Consider the following 13,932-nt stretch of genomic DNA (forward strand, 5'->3'; position numbering starts at 1 on the left):
GATACCATGGCACTCAAGCACTTTAATCCCACGACGCCGAGCACACGCGGCACCGTGCTGATTGATCGCAGCGAGCTCTTCAAGGGCAAGCCGATCAAGCAGCTCACGGAAGGCAAGAACAAGTCCGGCGGCCGTAACAATCACGGTCGTACCACAGTTCGTTTCCGTGGCGGCGGGCACAAGCAGTCCTATCGTTATGTCGACTTCAAGCGTCGCAAGTTCGATGTGGCCGCAACGGTCGAGCGTCTCGAATACGATCCGAACCGCACGGCGTTCATTGCGCTGATCAAGTATGAAGACGGCGAACTCGCCTACATCCTTGCTCCGCAGCGCGTGAAGGTTGGCGATCGCGTCATCTCCGGCGCCCACACGGACGTCAAGCCTGGCAACGCCATGCCGCTGGGTGCAATGCCGGTCGGAACGATCGTGCATAACATCGAGCTGAAGCAGGGCGCTGGCGGCAAGCTGGCCCGTTCCGCTGGCACCTATGCCCAGCTGGTCGGTAAAGACGCCGGTTACGCTCAGATCAAGCTGCAGTCCGGTGAGCTGCGTCTTGTTCGTGGTGAATGCATGGCAACCGTTGGTGCCGTGTCCAACCCGGACAACATGAACCAGCACATGGGCAAAGCTGGTCGTTCCCGCTGGCTCGGACGTCGTCCGCACAACCGTGGCGTTGTCATGAACCCGGTCGACCATCCGCATGGTGGTGGTGAAGGCCGGACCTCTGGTGGCCGTCATCCGGTTACCCCGTGGGGTGTTCCGACCAAGGGTTACAAGACGCGTGTTAACAAAAAGACGGATAGCCTGATCATCCGTCGCCGTAAGTCCGGCAAGTAAGAGGGGGCAAACAGAGATGGCACGTTCCGTCTGGAAGGGCCCGTTCGTTGACGGGTATCTGTTCGGTAAGGCCGAAGCGTCTCGCGCTTCGGGTCGTAATGAAGTGATCAAGATCTGGTCGCGTCGTTCGACGATCCTTCCGCAGTTCGTTGGACTTACGTTCGGCGTCTATAATGGTCACAAGTTCCTGCCAGTGCAGGTCACGGAGAACATGGTCGGTCACAAGTTCGGTGAGTTCTCGCCGACACGGACCTACACCGGTCATGGCTCTGACAAGAAGTCGAAGCGGGGCTGAAAATGAGCAAGCCAAAGCATATCCGCACGCTTGCTGACACGGAAGCGCAGGCTATCGCCCGCAATATCCGCGTCAGCCCGCAAAAGCTGAACCTGGTTGCGGCGATGATCCGCAATCAGCCGGCTGACAAGGCTATCGCCGCTCTTGCCTTCTCGCGTCGTCGTATCGCGCAGCAGGTTAAGAAGACTCTTGAGAGCGCCGTGGCCAACGCTGAGAACAACCATCAGCTCGATGTCGATCAGCTGGTGGTCAAGACTGCAGAAGTCGGCAAGTCCATTGTCATGAAGCGTTTCCACGCTCGTGGCCGTGGCCGTTCTTCTCAGATCCAGAAGTTCTTCAGCCACCTGAAGATTGTTGTTGCCGAGCGTGCGGAAGCACCGGAAGAGACGAAGCCGTCTCGCGGAACCAACAAAGAGCAGAAGGCAGCCTGATCCATGGGACATAAGGTCAATCCGATCGGGCTTCGGCTCGGCGTCAACCGTACCTGGGACAGCCGCTGGTACGCTGGTCAAGACTATGCGCGTCTGCTGCATGAAGATCTGAAGCTTCGTGCATTCCTGCGTCGCAAGCTGTCCGGCGCAGGCGTGTCCCGCGTTGTTATCGAGCGTCCGGCAAAGAAGCCCCGCGTGACGATCTACGCTGCCCGTCCGGGCGTCGTGATCGGCAAGAAGGGCCAGGACATCGACGCGCTGCGCAAGGAACTGAGCCGTATGGCGAAGACCGATGTGGCGCTGAACATCGTCGAGATCCGCAAGCCGGAAATCGATGCCACTCTCGTTGCCGAGAACATCGCTCAGCAGCTGGAGCGTCGCGTTGCATTCCGTCGTGCCATGAAGCGCGCAATCCAGTCCGCAATGCGTTTGGGTGCCCAGGGCATCCGGATCACCTGCGGTGGTCGTCTGGGTGGTGCTGAAATCGCTCGTGCCGAAAAGTATCGTGAGGGACGCGTTCCCCTGCATACCCTTCGCGCCGATATCGATTACGGTACGGCAACTGCCAAGACAACGTATGGTACCTGCGGTGTGAAGGTATGGATCTTCAAGGGTGAGATCCTGGCTCATGACCCGCTGGCACAGGATCGTCGTGCTGCGGAGCAGGCTCCCCAGCGCTAAGACTGTGAGCGAAAGCTCACAGTTCCTTTGCTGGTGCTGATTTGAGGATTTAACAACATGCTTTCCCCGAAGCGGACAAAGTTTCGTAAGGCCCATAAGGGCCGCATTCACGGTCTGGCGAAAAGCGGAACCCAGCTGAACTTCGGTGCCTTCGGCCTGAAGGCGCTGGAGCCGGAGCGGATTACCGCTCGCCAGATCGAAGCCTCCCGTCGTGCGATCACGCGTGCCATGAAGCGTGCCGGTCGCGTGTGGATTCGTATCTTTCCGGACACTCCGGTCTCGACAAAGCCTGCAGAAGTGCGTATGGGCTCCGGTAAGGGTAACCCCGAATACTGGGCCGCACGTGTCAAGCCGGGTCGTATCCTGTTCGAGATCGAAGGCGTTCCGCCTGAGGTTGCCAAGCTGGCCCTGAGTCTGGGGGCTGCAAAGCTTCCGATCAAGACCAAGTTCGTTCAGCGTATCGGAGACGCGTAATGGCCGACACGTACAAGCCTGCCGATCTGCGCGCGAAGAGCGAAGATGAGCTGAATGCTCTTCTGCTCGACCTCAAGCGCGAACAGATCAACCATCGTTTTTCGGCTGCCACGGGGCAGTCGGAGAACACAAGCCGCGTCAAGGTCGTGCGCCGTGCAGTAGCACGTATCAAGACACTGGCTCACACATCGAAGAACCGTGCGGGCGCCAAAACGTCCGCCGCTAAGTCCTGAGAGGAGACGGACGATGCCAAGGCGCGTCCTGACAGGTCGGGTCACGAGCGACAAGATGGACAAGACGGTTACCGTTCTTGTCGATCGTCGCATCATGCACCCGCTCTACAAAAAGTTTATTCGCCGCTCCAAGAAGTACGCGGCTCATGACGAAGAAAACGTCTGCCAGACGGGCGATCTGGTTCGTATTGAAGAATGCGCACCGATCTCCAAGCGCAAGACGTGGTCTGTCGTGTCGCGCAACGGTGAGGAGCTGGCTTCAGCGTCCTCTTCCGTCAGCGCATAAGGGGGTAGGCACATGATTCATCCCGAGACCAACCTTGACGTCGCCGATAACTCCGGCGCGCGTCGGGTGCAGTGCATCAAGGTGCTGGGCGGCTCCAAGCGGAAGACTGCCTCGGTCGGCGACGTCATTGTCGTGTCCGTCAAGGAAGCAATTCCCCGCGGCAAGGTGAAGAAGGGTGACGTCCATCAGGCCGTTATCGTTCGCACCTCCTATCCGGTTCGTCGTGCAGATGGCTCAGCCATCCGCTTCGACAAGAATGCCGCTGTTCTTCTGAACAAGCAGCAGGAGCCGATTGGTACGCGTATCTTTGGCCCGGTGGTTCGTGAGCTGCGTGCGCGCAAGTTCATGAAGATCATCTCGCTGGCTCCGGAGGTGCTGTAATGGCTGCTCGTATCAAAAAGGGTGACCAGGTTCTGGTCCTCTCCGGCAAGTCCCGTGGTGTTCGCGGCGAAGTTCTCGCGGTGATGCCGAAGGCCGAAAAGGCTGTTGTACGTGGCGTGGCTATTGCCAAGCGTCACACGAAGCCCAACCGCGCAGGCGGAGAAGGTGGAATCATCGAGCGCGAAATGCCGATCCATCTCTCCAACCTGAAGCTGGTTGATCCGAAGAGCGGCAAGCCGACGCGTGTTGGCTTCCGCATTCTGGAAGACGGTCGCAAGGTTCGTGTTGCCAAGGCAACCGGCGAAGTGATCGAAGGCTGAGGAACGCAACAATGAGCGAACAGAAGAACGCTTTGCCGCGTCTGCACCAGCGTTACGAAGACGTGCTGAAGAAGCAGCTTCGTGAGCAGTTTGGCTATGCCAACGAACTCCAGGTTCCCAAGCTCGAGAAGATCGTGCTGAACATGGGCGTTGGTGAAGCCGCCGGTGACCAGAAGAAGCTTGATGCCGCTTTTGCGGAAATGACTGTGATTTCGGGTCAGAAACCTGTCAAGACCCTTGCTCGCAAGGCTATTGCCGGTTTCAAGATCCGCGAAGGTCTGCCCATTGGCTGTAAGGTCACGCTCCGTCGTGCCCGCATGTACGAGTTTCTTGACCGTCTGGTGACGATCGCCATGCCGCGCATCCGCGATTTCCGCGGCCTGCCGGCAAACAAGGGCTTTGATGGACACGGCAATTTTGCCATGGGCATCAAGGAACAGATCGTGTTTCCTGAGATCGAGTATGACAAGATCGATGCCGTTCGTGGCATGGACATCATCTTCGTGACCAGCGCCAAGTCTGATGCTGAAGCAAAGGCCCTGCTGAAGGCCTTTGATCTGCCGTTCAACGGCTGATCCATAATTTTTCAGACCGATCACGGTTAAAATCAGGATTCGGCCTTCCATTGGAAGGCCGCTTTCCTTTATAGACACGCTGATTGGAAAACCGTCGGGATAGGCCTGACAGGTTCCGGGAGAAAATTCGAGATGGCGAAGGTCTCAGCGGTAAACCGTAATAACCATCGCGCTGCCCTGGTGAAGCGCGACAAGGAAAAGCGGACCGCTCTCAAGAACATCATCAAGGATCGTACACTGTCGGTTGAAGACCGCTTTGATGCGACCCTTAAGCTGGCCCAGATGCCGCGCAATGGATCCGCGACCCGTGTCCGTCTGCGTTGCAAGCTTTCTGGTCGCCCCCGTGCCAACTATCGCAAGTTCGAACTGAGCCGTATTGCTCTGCGTGATCTTGCCTCCGCCGGCCAGATTCCTGGCATGGTCAAGTCGAGCTGGTAAAGGGTAGATCGAATGTCTTTGTCTGATCCACTGGGCGATATGCTGACCCGGATCCGCAATGCGCAGCGTGCCCGTCATGCTGTCTGCGTTGCGCCTGCATCCAAGCTGCGCGCAAGCGTTCTGGAAGCCCTGAAGCGTGAAGGCTACATCCGTGGCTTCGCTGCTGAAGAGCTCCGCAAGGGTGTTGCACAGCTCCGTATCGAGCTGAAGTATGTAGAAGGCCAGCCGGTCATCAAGGAAATCCATCGCGTTTCCAAGCCCGGCCGTCGCGTCTACTCGAAGATCAAGGAACTTCCGCGCGTTTATGCCGGCCTTGGTGTGTCGATCCTGTCCACCCCGCGTGGCGTCCTGTCGGACGTCGAGGCTCGCGCTGCCAACGTTGGCGGCGAGGTCCTCTGCCGCGTCTTCTAAGGAGGGTCGCATGTCTCGCGTAGGTAAATATCCCGTCGAAGTTCCGGCTGGCGTGCAGGTTTCCGTTGCTGATGGCATCTTCAAAGCCAAGGGCAAGCTCGGTGAACTGACCGTTCCGGTTTCCCGTCATGTGGAAGTCAAGATCGAAGGTAGCAATGTTTCCGTTGCTCCTCTTGGTCGTCGTTCGCGTGAAAACTGGACCATGTGGGGAACCACCCGCGCTCTGATCGCCAATACGGTCAAGGGTGTGTCGGACGGCTTCACCAAGGGGCTTGAAATTCAGGGTACGGGTTTCCGTGCTGCTGTTCAGGGCTCGAACCTGGTGATGAACCTCGGCTTCTCGCACGATGTTGTCTATCCGATTCCGGAAGGCATCAAGATCACCACGCCGCGTCCGACCGCGATTGTCGTTGAGGGTAACGACAAGCAGCGTGTTGGTCAGGTTGCGCTCGATATCCGCAGCTTCCGCAAGCCTGAGCCTTACAAGGGCAAGGGTGTTCGGTATGAAACCGAGGTTCTGCGTCGCAAGGAAGGTAAGAAGAAGTAATGGCAACGCAGCAAGGATTGCAGGAACGCCGCCGTCAGCGGCTGCGCTTCCAGCTTCGTCGCAAGAGCGGCGGCCGGCCGCGTCTGTCGGTCTTCCGTTCCAGCAAGCATATTCACGCCCAGATCATCGACGATGCACAGGGCCGTACGCTCGCCAGCGCCTCCACGCTGGAAAAGACGCTTCGCGATGCTGGCAAGACCGGTGCCGACGTGTCTGCAGCTACGGCTATCGGTAAGCTGATTGCCGAACGCGGTGTTGCAGCTGGTGTGAAGACTGTCGTGTTCGATCGCGGCTCTTATCTGTATCATGGCCGGGTCAAAGCCCTGGCAGAGGCTGCCCGTGAGGGCGGACTCTCGTTCTAAGGAGATCACACATGGCACGTGAGCCAAGAGAAGGCGGCCGTGGTGGTCGTGAGCGCGAGCAGGGCGATGATCTGATCGACAAGCTCGTCACCATCAACCGTGTTGCCAAAGTCGTAAAGGGTGGTCGCCGTTTTGCGTTCGCCGCCCTCGTTGTTGTCGGTGATCAGAAGGGTCGCGTTGGTTACGGTGCGGGCAAGGCTCGTGAAGTTCCCGAGGCAATCCGCAAGGCAACCGAGCGTGCAAAGCGCACGATGATCCGTGTGCCGATGAAGGAAGGTCGTACCCTCCATCACGACACGTTCGGTCATTACGGTGCTGGCAAGGTTGTTGTTCGTGCGGCTGAAGCCGGTACGGGTATCATCGCTGGTGGTCCGATGCGCGCAGTGTTCGAAAGCCTCGGCGTCAATGACGTTGTGGCCAAGAGCCTGGGAACGCGGAACCCGCACAACATGATCAAGGCAACTTTCGCTGCGCTTGAAAAGGCCAGCAGCCCGCGTCATGTTGCGTCCCGTCGCGGCAAGAAAGCTGCTGAACTGTTTGGCAAGCGCGAGCAGGGCCAGACGGAAGCGGAGGTGACAAATGGCTGAGAATGGCAAGACCGTTCAGGTTACGCAGATCGCTTCGGTCATCGGTCGTAAACCGGGCCAGGCTGAGACCATCACTGGTCTTGGTCTGCGTGGAATTGGTTCCACGCGCACGCTGGAGGACACTCCGGCCGTGCGTGGAATGATCCGCAAGGTTGCCCACCTCATCAAGGTGGAGGGTTGAAATGAACCTCAACGAACTGCGTGACAACGAGGGTTCTCGTTATCGCAAGAAGCGTCTTGGACGTGGCATCGGGTCCGGCAAGGGCAAGACGTCAGGCCGTGGCGTCAAGGGTCAGAAGGCTCGTGAAGGCGTCTCGCTCAATGGCTTCGAAGGTGGTCAGCTTCCGCTGTACCGTCGTATGCCGAAGCGTGGCTTCGTGAACATTTTCCGCAAGGAATATGCTCCGGTGAACCTCGGTGCGATCTCCAAGGCCATCGAAAACGGAAAGCTGGACAAGGCTGCAACCGTCACTGAGGAGACCCTGCGTAAGGCTGGTCTCGTCAACGGAAGCAAGCTGGCTGGTGTCCGTCTTCTGGCCCATGGTGAACTCTCGCATGGCGTGACCATCGAAGTTGCTGGCGCTTCTGCTGCTGCTCTGGCAGCAGTCGAGAAGGCTGGTGGTACCGTTAAGGTGCTCGAGACCAAGAAGGACGCCCAGGCTGAGGCCTGAGTTCTCTTCTCCCGGGCTTTGTTCGGGTTAGGGTTGGATAGTGAACAGCGTCCCGTGCTTATGTGCGGCGACGCTGTTTTCATGAAAGGACAGGTGGATGGCTTCCGCAGCAGAGCAGCTCGCCGCCAATCTCAATATGAGTTCGTTTTCCAAGGCGACCGAACTCAAGAAGCGCATCTGGTTTACTCTCGGAGCGCTGATCGTCTATCGACTTGGCACCTATATTCCGGTGCCCGGCGTCGATGCGACCGTGATGGGGCAGCTTCTTGCCCAGCATCAGGGTGGCATTCTGGGGATGTTCGACATGTTCACGGGCGGTGCGCTTGGGCGTATGACCGTGTTCGCATTGAATATCATGCCGTATATCAGCGCCTCGATCATTATTCAGCTTCTTTCCACGGCGCTTCCTTCCATGGAAGCGATGAAGAAGGAAGGTGAGGCGGGTCGTAAAAAGCTCAATCAGTACACGCGCTATCTTACTGTGTTTATCGCTCTTTTCCAGGCTTACGGCATTGCCGTCGGGCTTGAAAACATGACGGCGCATGGTGCGAATGCTGTGGTAGCTCCGGGAGCGTTCTTCATTGCCTCCTGTGTGGTGACGCTTGTCGGCGGGACGATGTTCCTGATGTGGCTGGGCGAGCAGATTACGTCCAGGGGTGTCGGGAATGGCATTTCCCTCATTATCTTTGCGGGTATCGTCGCCAATCTGCCGAATGCTCTGGCCAGTCTTTTCGAACTGGGACGGACAGGAGCGCTTTCGCCAATTTTTGTGGTGATTTTTCTGGTTCTGGCGATTGCTGTCATTGGCTTCATCGTCTTCATGGAGCAGGCACAGCGTCGCGTTGTGATTCAGTATCCCAAACGTCAGGTTGGGAACCGTATTTTCGGCGGTGACTCCACCCACATGCCGCTGAAGGTCAACACTGCTGGCGTTATTCCGCCAATTTTCGCATCATCCGTATTGCTGATTCCTGTGACCATTTCCGGTTTCATGAACGGTCATTCGATGCCGGGATGGCTCTCCATTCTGGGGCAGCAGCTTGGCCAAGGGCAGCCGCTCTACATGCTGTTCTATGCTGCGATGATCCTGTTCTTCTCCTATTTCTATGCGGCGATTACATTCAATCCCGAGGAAACGGCAGAGAACCTGCGGAAGCAGGGGGGATTCATTCCGGGGATTCGACCGGGTGCGAGCACGGCAACGTATTTTGACAAGATCCTGTCCCGTCTGACCGCGATCGGCGCTCTGTACTTGGTTGTGGTGTGTCTGTTGCCGCAGATCCTGATCAGTAAATATAATGTCCCGTTTTATTTTGGGGGCACGAGTCTGATCATTATCGTCTCGGTCACGATTGATACGGTCACGCAGATTCAGTCTCATCTGGTGGCGCATCAGTATTCGGGTCTGATCCGCAAGCAACGCAGTCGCGGAAGCCGTGGCGGAGTGCAGGGAGGCACGAGGCGTCGATGAACATCATTCTTCTTGGGCCGCCCGGAGCCGGTAAGGGAACGCAGGCCAAACGGCTTGAAACCCTCTATGGCTTCAAGCAGATTTCCACGGGCGATATGCTGCGCGCTGAAGTGGCCGCTGGTTCGGCAATTGGCAACGAAGCCAAGGCGATCATGGAGAAGGGACAGTTCGTTCCAGACCCGATTATCGTTGCCATGATTCAGAACCGTATCGCACAACCGGATTGCCAGCGTGGATTCATCCTTGATGGCTTTCCCCGGACAGAAAGTCAGGCCGAGGCGCTCGATGCGATGCTGTCTCTGCGTGATCTGACAATCGGTGCGGTCATTCTGCTGGACGTCAACGAAGACGAACTTGTGGAGCGTATCGCCAGTCGCAGAGGCGAGGACGGAACGCGGCGTCCGGACGACAACCCCGAGGTCGTCCGTGCGCGTCTTGACGTCTATCGCAAGCAAACCGCTCCGATCCTTCCTTATTATGAGAAAGCCGGGCGTCTGCTTCATGTTGACGGTATGAAAGACGTTGAAAGCGTTGGCGAAGCGATTGATGCCATCGTCACAGGCGCGGCAAAAAACTGAGTTTCAGACAGATATCACGAAAAAGTGATCTCTATTATTTGACTCAGGTGGGGTGGGCAGTCTATTGCGCGCCCTCGACATAGGTGTAGCCAAACTGTTCGTGCGTCTGCCGGAATCGGTAGGCAGCAGGTTTGGCTACAAGATCATCGACCTGGCCATGGCTGGGGATATAACAGTCTGAAGCGGCTCCGGGCCGTTTCAATGGGAGTAACAAGCGTGGCACGTATTGCCGGCGTAAACATTCCGACCAACAAGCGGGTCGTCATTGCCCTGCGTTATGTCTATGGCATCGGTCCGGCGACAGCGCAGTCCATCTGCACGAAGCTCGAAATTCCCGATGCCAAGCGCGTCAACGAGCTGTCTGACGACGAAATCGTCAAGATCCGCGAACTGATCGATTCCGAACTGCGCGTCGAAGGCGATCTTCGTCGTGAAACCGCAATGAACATCAAGCGTCTGATGGACCTCGGTTGCTACCGTGGCCTTCGTCACCGTCGTGGCCTCCCGGTCCGCGGTCAGCGTACGCACACCAATGCCCGTACCCGCAAGGGCAAGGCTGTGGCGATTGCAGGCAAGAAGAAGGTTACGCGCTAATCCGCGCATGATTTTTTTTCATCGACGTTTTGCTTAAACTTTTAGGACGACCTCTCTCATGGCGAAGGCCGCTGCTCCGCGTATCCGTAAAAAGGAACGCAAGAATATCATTTCCGGTGTTGCTCACGTGCTTTCCACGTTCAACAACACCATGATCACCATTTCTGACGCACAGGGCAACGCGATTGCCTGGTCGTCGTCGGGTGCGCAGGGCTTTAAAGGCTCCCGTAAGTCCACGCCGTATGCTGCTCAGGTCGCTGCAGAAGATGCCGGCCGCAAGGCACGCGAGCATGGCATGGAAACGCTTGAGATCGAGGTCTCCGGTCCGGGTTCGGGGCGTGAAAGCGCTCTTCGTGCTCTTCAGGCCGTAGGGTTCAACATTACGTCCATCCGCGACATGACGCCCGTGCCGCACAATGGCTGCCGTCCCCGGAAGCGTCGTCGCGTCTGAGTGATGCTGTGCTGCGTATCGCGTGCGATACGCAGCATCTGTAAGTGATTGCATCTTTTACCGCACCGATGGTGCGGGCCCAGGTGCCGCCAATCCCCTTGGCGTGCTTCGTTGTTTGAAAGGCCACGACCTTGGTTCTCCAGAAAAACTGGCAGTCCCTCATCAAGCCGGAGAAGCTTGAAGTCGAGCCCGGACCGGTTGCCTCGCGCATCGCCACTGTCGTGGCCGAGCCTCTGGAACGCGGCTTCGGCATGACGCTCGGTAATGCACTGCGTCGTATTCTCCTGTCGTCACTGCAGGGCGCTGCCGTGACCGCCATTCAGATCGATGGTGTGCTGCATGAGTTCTCCGCCGTGCCGGGTGTGCGTGAAGACGTCACGGACATCGTCCTGAACGTCAAGCAGCTTGCTCTTCGCATGCATGGTGAAGGCCCCAAGCGCATGATCCTGACGGCCACTGGCCCAGGTGAAGTGACGGCTGGCCAGATCCAGGCAGGTCATGACATCGAGATCATGAATCCCGATCTGGTGATCTGCACGCTCGATGACGGCGTGAAGCTCGGCATGGAATTCACCGTCAATATGGGCAAGGGCTATGTTGCAGCAGCAGCAAACCGTCCCGAAGATGCTCCGATTGGCCTGATTCCCATCGATGCGATTTATTCGCCAGTCCGTCGGGTTTCCTACAAGATCGAGCAGACGCGTGTCGGTCAGGTCACTGACTATGACAAGCTGTTGTTGACGGTTGAGACCAACGGTGCGGTGACGCCTGAAGACAGTCTGGCTCTTGCAGCCCGGATTCTTCAGGATCAGCTGCAGCTGTTCATCAACTTTGATGAGCCGCGTCCGGTCCAGCATGAAGAGCCGCAGGATGACCTGCCGTTCAACCGCAATCTTCTCCGCAAGGTTGACGAACTTGAGCTGTCGGTGCGTAGCGCCAACTGCCTTAAGAACGACAACATTGTTTACATTGGCGATCTGGTGCAGAAGTCCGAACAGGAAATGCTCCGTACGCCTAATTTCGGGCGCAAGTCGCTCAACGAGATCAAGGAAGTTCTCACCGGTATGGGGCTGTCGCTCGGCATGAGCGTCCCAGCCTGGCCGCCCGAGAACATCGAGGATCTGGCCAAGCGTCTCGACGAGACGTTCTGAGAACTTTCAAGGTAAGGAAAACTAGCAATGCGTCATGGTGTGAGCGGGCGTAAGCTCAATGTCACCTCTTCTCACCGCGCTGCCATGTTCCGCAACATGGCCGTGGCTCTCATCAAGCACGAGCAGATCACGACGACGCTCCCGAAGGCGAAAGAACTTCGTCCGGTCGTCGAAAAGCTGATCACGCTCGGCAAGCGTGGTGATCTGCACGCCCGTCGTCAGGCCTTCGCGCAGCTGCGTGACGATGCCGTCGTGACGAAGCTGTTCTCGGCTGTCGCCGAGCGTTACAAGGGACGTGCCGGTGGCTACTCCCGCGTTCTGAAGGCTGGCGTGCGTTATGGCGACAATGCCGATATGGCCGTGATTGAACTGGTCGATCGCGATGTCGCTGCGAAGGGCCAGGACAGCGGACCGAAGCAGAACGTTGCTGCGGAGCAGGAAGCCGCCTGAGGCTCCTGTTTTTGAAGCGTTGAAAAAGGCCGGGGCAGGAATGTCCCGGCCTTTTTTGATTCGTGGTTTCTTGGTCACGCAAGTGTGTGATATGTAGTCAGCACTCTTTGCAGAATCTTTCCTGTCTCTTTCAGAGACAGTCTGAATTTCCGCTCCTTCACAAGGCGCGGGTTCTCCCTTTTGAAGAATGCTCCGTCGTTCTTTTTCATAGGGGCTGCATCATTCTGAGAAACAGGCCCGAGCACTCTCGTAGGGCCTGCCACGACGCATCGAATATGTATCCCGGCAATGAGGCCCGGATGGGTTCGTGATGCGTCCAGCGTTTGGAGAGCGTTATAATGTCTGAATCTTCCCCTCCAAAACATGGGTTGGCGGAAACCCTTGGAATACCCAGAGCCCTGTTCTGGGCGTTCGTGGGACAGCTCCTGTTCATGGTCGGTGATGGTGTGGAGGCGGGGTATCTCGATACCTACATGCTCCATCATGGCCATACGCAGGGTTTCGTGAATGAAATGTTCACGTTTTATGGCATCACCGTGATGATCGCCGCCTGGTTCTCCGGGCCTCTGTCGGATCTCATGGGACCGAAGAAAGTCATGTGGCTTGGCCTCATTCTGTGGAGCGTGCTTGAAGTCGGGTTTCTGGCTCTGGGACTTGGGCCAAACAGTGGGCCGATGATTCTGCTGTTCTATACGCTGCGAGGGTTTGCATACCCGCTGTTTGCGTATGGCTTCCTCGTCTGGATTGCCGCCGCAACGCCGACAGCCATGCTGGGCTCGGCCGCGGGCTGGTTCTGGTTTTCCTTTTCAGCAGGTCTGCCCACTCTCGGGTCGCAATTCGCACGCTTTGCCATTCCGGAAATTGGCGAGCTTCGCACCTTCTGGTGTTCCCTGGGGCTTGTGATTCTGGGTGGTCTTGTTGCGCTGCTGTTCACGCATGAACCGACGGGTAAGAAACGCCTTCTGCCGGACCATATTCCGACCAAGGATATTTTCTTTGGCTCCATGAGCATCATGTGGCGTGAGCCGAAAACGCTGATCGCCGGTATCGTCCGCGTGATTGATACATCTTCGGAATATGCGTTTCTCGCAATCATGCCTGCGTTTTTCGTGGATCATCTCGGCTTCTCTCTTGCCCAGTGGCTGAACCTCCTGTCGCTCATTTTCCTGAGCAACATCTTGTTCAACCTTGTCTCGGGCATGGTTGCCGATACGCTTGGACACCGGTTTGTCGTGGCCGTTTTCGGTGGGATCGGTGGTTTCGTAGCCATTCCGCTGTTTTATTATGTACCGCTCTGGTTTCCGGGAAATTTCTGGGCCGTGGCCGCAGCAGGAATTTTCTATGGCGCGACTGTCGCGGCTTTCGTGCCGCTGTCGGGCCTGATGCCGCAGATCTGCCCGCGCGAGAAAGCGGCTGCACTGTCCATTCTTGGTTTGGGTGCGGGCGCATCCACATGGGTTGGACCAGCTGTTGTTGCCGGCTGTGAGGCGGTTTTCGGACCGGGCATGCAGTATGTGATCTGGACGTTTGCGGTGATTTATCTGCTGTCTGCCGGGATGACGATGGCTTTGACCATCTCTCCTGAAGCGCAGCGCTATAATGAAGAAACCGCACGTCGGGGCGAAGATGCTCCGGCAGTCGGTCACTGAGTGGACGGTCTCATTCAGATCATCCCTTAAGTGTTCTGACGATGTAAAAGAAAAGGCAG

The 13,932-nt window shown here is 57.3% G+C and carries 24 protein-coding genes; all 24 read left to right on the plus strand.

The window, feature by feature from the left end:
- The first annotated feature begins 6 nt into the window (after nucleotides 1-6).
- The 24 genes from rplB to HKD28_RS08760 all read left to right on the plus strand — a co-directional run bounded on the left by rplB (nucleotide 7) and on the right by HKD28_RS08760 (nucleotide 13,873).
- Nucleotides 7-837, plus strand: coding sequence for a 50S ribosomal protein L2 (rplB, locus tag HKD28_RS08645; protein WP_099286917.1), 831 nt, complete (start codon nucleotides 7-9; stop codon nucleotides 835-837).
- Between the two features lie 16 nt (nucleotides 838-853).
- Complete coding sequence (rpsS, locus tag HKD28_RS08650) at nucleotides 854-1,132, plus strand: 30S ribosomal protein S19 (protein ID WP_011251962.1); 279 nt, start codon at nucleotides 854-856, stop codon at nucleotides 1,130-1,132.
- A 2-nt stretch (nucleotides 1,133-1,134) separates the two neighbouring features.
- The gene (gene rplV / locus HKD28_RS08655) at nucleotides 1,135-1,563 is read left to right on the plus strand and encodes a 50S ribosomal protein L22 (RefSeq protein WP_062029303.1); all 429 of its coding nucleotides are present in this window, start codon (nucleotides 1,135-1,137) and stop codon (nucleotides 1,561-1,563) included.
- A gap of 3 nt (nucleotides 1,564-1,566) precedes the next feature.
- Complete coding sequence (rpsC, locus tag HKD28_RS08660) at nucleotides 1,567-2,244, plus strand: 30S ribosomal protein S3 (protein ID WP_011251960.1); 678 nt, start codon at nucleotides 1,567-1,569, stop codon at nucleotides 2,242-2,244.
- A gap of 57 nt (nucleotides 2,245-2,301) precedes the next feature.
- Nucleotides 2,302-2,718 carry a 50S ribosomal protein L16 gene (rplP, locus tag HKD28_RS08665; protein ID WP_011251959.1) on the plus strand — a complete coding sequence of 139 codons (417 nt, stop codon included), beginning with the start codon at nucleotides 2,302-2,304 and terminating at the stop codon, nucleotides 2,716-2,718.
- A complete protein-coding gene (gene rpmC, locus HKD28_RS08670; RefSeq protein ID WP_062029304.1) occupies nucleotides 2,718-2,951 on the plus strand; it encodes a 50S ribosomal protein L29 in 234 nt (77 codons plus the stop codon). The genes rplP and rpmC overlap by 1 nt, the downstream gene beginning before the upstream one ends.
- 13 nt (nucleotides 2,952-2,964) lie before the next feature.
- A complete protein-coding gene (gene rpsQ, locus HKD28_RS08675) occupies nucleotides 2,965-3,237 on the plus strand; it encodes a 30S ribosomal protein S17 (RefSeq protein ID WP_062029305.1) in 273 nt (90 codons plus the stop codon).
- 12 nt (nucleotides 3,238-3,249) lie between these two features.
- On the plus strand, nucleotides 3,250-3,618 hold the full coding sequence (gene rplN, locus HKD28_RS08680; RefSeq protein WP_011251956.1) for a 50S ribosomal protein L14: 369 nt from the start codon (nucleotides 3,250-3,252) through the stop codon (nucleotides 3,616-3,618).
- Nucleotides 3,618-3,938 (plus strand): 50S ribosomal protein L24, encoded by a 321-nt coding sequence (gene rplX, locus HKD28_RS08685; protein ID WP_146859703.1) that lies wholly within the window; start codon nucleotides 3,618-3,620, stop codon nucleotides 3,936-3,938. Before rplN ends, rplX begins: the two co-directional genes overlap by 1 nt.
- 11 nt (nucleotides 3,939-3,949) lie before the next feature.
- Nucleotides 3,950-4,513 carry a 50S ribosomal protein L5 gene (rplE, locus tag HKD28_RS08690; protein ID WP_099286916.1) on the plus strand — a complete coding sequence of 188 codons (564 nt, stop codon included), beginning with the start codon at nucleotides 3,950-3,952 and terminating at the stop codon, nucleotides 4,511-4,513.
- A gap of 132 nt (nucleotides 4,514-4,645) precedes the next feature.
- A complete protein-coding gene (gene rpsN / locus HKD28_RS08695) occupies nucleotides 4,646-4,951 on the plus strand; it encodes a 30S ribosomal protein S14 (protein ID WP_011251953.1) in 306 nt (101 codons plus the stop codon).
- A 12-nt stretch (nucleotides 4,952-4,963) separates the two neighbouring features.
- A complete protein-coding gene (gene rpsH, locus HKD28_RS08700; protein WP_011251952.1) occupies nucleotides 4,964-5,362 on the plus strand; it encodes a 30S ribosomal protein S8 in 399 nt (132 codons plus the stop codon).
- Nucleotides 5,363-5,372: 10 nt separating this feature from the next.
- A complete protein-coding gene (gene rplF / locus HKD28_RS08705; protein WP_062029308.1) occupies nucleotides 5,373-5,909 on the plus strand; it encodes a 50S ribosomal protein L6 in 537 nt (178 codons plus the stop codon).
- A complete protein-coding gene (gene rplR, locus HKD28_RS08710; RefSeq protein ID WP_099286914.1) occupies nucleotides 5,909-6,271 on the plus strand; it encodes a 50S ribosomal protein L18 in 363 nt (120 codons plus the stop codon). The genes rplF and rplR overlap by 1 nt, the downstream gene beginning before the upstream one ends.
- A gap of 11 nt (nucleotides 6,272-6,282) precedes the next feature.
- Nucleotides 6,283-6,858, plus strand: coding sequence for a 30S ribosomal protein S5 (gene rpsE / locus HKD28_RS08715; RefSeq protein ID WP_099286913.1), 576 nt, complete (start codon nucleotides 6,283-6,285; stop codon nucleotides 6,856-6,858).
- A complete protein-coding gene (gene rpmD / locus HKD28_RS08720) occupies nucleotides 6,851-7,039 on the plus strand; it encodes a 50S ribosomal protein L30 (protein WP_011251948.1) in 189 nt (62 codons plus the stop codon). Before rpsE ends, rpmD begins: the two co-directional genes overlap by 8 nt.
- Before the next feature lies 1 nt (nucleotide 7,040).
- Nucleotides 7,041-7,529, plus strand: coding sequence for a 50S ribosomal protein L15 (gene rplO / locus HKD28_RS08725; RefSeq protein ID WP_194262299.1), 489 nt, complete (start codon nucleotides 7,041-7,043; stop codon nucleotides 7,527-7,529).
- A gap of 97 nt (nucleotides 7,530-7,626) precedes the next feature.
- Nucleotides 7,627-9,000 carry a preprotein translocase subunit SecY gene (gene secY, locus HKD28_RS08730; RefSeq protein WP_194267932.1) on the plus strand — a complete coding sequence of 458 codons (1,374 nt, stop codon included), beginning with the start codon at nucleotides 7,627-7,629 and terminating at the stop codon, nucleotides 8,998-9,000.
- Nucleotides 8,997-9,578, plus strand: a complete 582-nt coding sequence (locus HKD28_RS08735; protein ID WP_194267933.1) for an adenylate kinase — start codon at nucleotides 8,997-8,999, stop codon at nucleotides 9,576-9,578. The genes secY and HKD28_RS08735 overlap by 4 nt, the downstream gene beginning before the upstream one ends.
- A gap of 216 nt (nucleotides 9,579-9,794) precedes the next feature.
- Nucleotides 9,795-10,172, plus strand: a complete 378-nt coding sequence (rpsM, locus tag HKD28_RS08740; RefSeq protein WP_099286973.1) for a 30S ribosomal protein S13 — start codon at nucleotides 9,795-9,797, stop codon at nucleotides 10,170-10,172.
- A gap of 58 nt (nucleotides 10,173-10,230) precedes the next feature.
- Nucleotides 10,231-10,623, plus strand: a complete 393-nt coding sequence (gene rpsK / locus HKD28_RS08745) for a 30S ribosomal protein S11 (RefSeq protein ID WP_011251943.1) — start codon at nucleotides 10,231-10,233, stop codon at nucleotides 10,621-10,623.
- Nucleotides 10,624-10,754: 131 nt separating this feature from the next.
- Nucleotides 10,755-11,774, plus strand: a complete 1,020-nt coding sequence (locus HKD28_RS08750) for a DNA-directed RNA polymerase subunit alpha (RefSeq protein WP_011251942.1) — start codon at nucleotides 10,755-10,757, stop codon at nucleotides 11,772-11,774.
- A 27-nt stretch (nucleotides 11,775-11,801) separates the two neighbouring features.
- On the plus strand, nucleotides 11,802-12,224 hold the full coding sequence (gene rplQ, locus HKD28_RS08755; RefSeq protein WP_099286909.1) for a 50S ribosomal protein L17: 423 nt from the start codon (nucleotides 11,802-11,804) through the stop codon (nucleotides 12,222-12,224).
- Nucleotides 12,225-12,562: 338 nt separating this feature from the next.
- The gene (locus HKD28_RS08760; protein ID WP_194267934.1) at nucleotides 12,563-13,873 is read left to right on the plus strand and encodes an MFS transporter; all 1,311 of its coding nucleotides are present in this window, start codon (nucleotides 12,563-12,565) and stop codon (nucleotides 13,871-13,873) included.
- Nucleotides 13,874-13,932: the final 59 nt, after the last annotated feature.

This window comes from Gluconobacter cadivus, assembly GCF_015244745.1.
GTDB classification, from domain to species: Bacteria; Pseudomonadota; Alphaproteobacteria; order Acetobacterales; family Acetobacteraceae; genus Gluconobacter; species Gluconobacter cadivus.

Coding starts and splice junctions, on each gene's coding strand:
- rpmC (WP_062029304.1), top strand. CDS start 2,718: ATGGCCGACACGTACAAGCCTGCCGATCTGCGCGCGAAGAGCGAAGAT.
- rplP (WP_011251959.1), top strand. CDS start 2,302: ATGCTTTCCCCGAAGCGGACAAAGTTTCGTAAGGCCCATAAGGGCCGC.
- rplE (WP_099286916.1), top strand. CDS start 3,950: ATGAGCGAACAGAAGAACGCTTTGCCGCGTCTGCACCAGCGTTACGAA.
- rpmD (WP_011251948.1), top strand. CDS start 6,851: ATGGCTGAGAATGGCAAGACCGTTCAGGTTACGCAGATCGCTTCGGTC.
- rpsK (WP_011251943.1), top strand. CDS start 10,231: ATGGCGAAGGCCGCTGCTCCGCGTATCCGTAAAAAGGAACGCAAGAAT.
- rplN (WP_011251956.1), top strand. CDS start 3,250: ATGATTCATCCCGAGACCAACCTTGACGTCGCCGATAACTCCGGCGCG.
- rpsH (WP_011251952.1), top strand. CDS start 4,964: ATGTCTTTGTCTGATCCACTGGGCGATATGCTGACCCGGATCCGCAAT.
- secY (WP_194267932.1), top strand. CDS start 7,627: ATGGCTTCCGCAGCAGAGCAGCTCGCCGCCAATCTCAATATGAGTTCG.
- rplX (WP_146859703.1), top strand. CDS start 3,618: ATGGCTGCTCGTATCAAAAAGGGTGACCAGGTTCTGGTCCTCTCCGGC.
- rplB (WP_099286917.1), top strand. CDS start 7: ATGGCACTCAAGCACTTTAATCCCACGACGCCGAGCACACGCGGCACC.
- rpsS (WP_011251962.1), top strand. CDS start 854: ATGGCACGTTCCGTCTGGAAGGGCCCGTTCGTTGACGGGTATCTGTTC.
- rplV (WP_062029303.1), top strand. CDS start 1,135: ATGAGCAAGCCAAAGCATATCCGCACGCTTGCTGACACGGAAGCGCAG.
- rpsC (WP_011251960.1), top strand. CDS start 1,567: ATGGGACATAAGGTCAATCCGATCGGGCTTCGGCTCGGCGTCAACCGT.
- rplR (WP_099286914.1), top strand. CDS start 5,909: ATGGCAACGCAGCAAGGATTGCAGGAACGCCGCCGTCAGCGGCTGCGC.
- rplO (WP_194262299.1), top strand. CDS start 7,041: ATGAACCTCAACGAACTGCGTGACAACGAGGGTTCTCGTTATCGCAAG.
- rpsN (WP_011251953.1), top strand. CDS start 4,646: ATGGCGAAGGTCTCAGCGGTAAACCGTAATAACCATCGCGCTGCCCTG.
- rpsQ (WP_062029305.1), top strand. CDS start 2,965: ATGCCAAGGCGCGTCCTGACAGGTCGGGTCACGAGCGACAAGATGGAC.
- HKD28_RS08735 (WP_194267933.1), top strand. CDS start 8,997: ATGAACATCATTCTTCTTGGGCCGCCCGGAGCCGGTAAGGGAACGCAG.
- rpsE (WP_099286913.1), top strand. CDS start 6,283: ATGGCACGTGAGCCAAGAGAAGGCGGCCGTGGTGGTCGTGAGCGCGAG.
- rplF (WP_062029308.1), top strand. CDS start 5,373: ATGTCTCGCGTAGGTAAATATCCCGTCGAAGTTCCGGCTGGCGTGCAG.
- rplQ (WP_099286909.1), top strand. CDS start 11,802: ATGCGTCATGGTGTGAGCGGGCGTAAGCTCAATGTCACCTCTTCTCAC.
- HKD28_RS08760 (WP_194267934.1), top strand. CDS start 12,563: ATGTCTGAATCTTCCCCTCCAAAACATGGGTTGGCGGAAACCCTTGGA.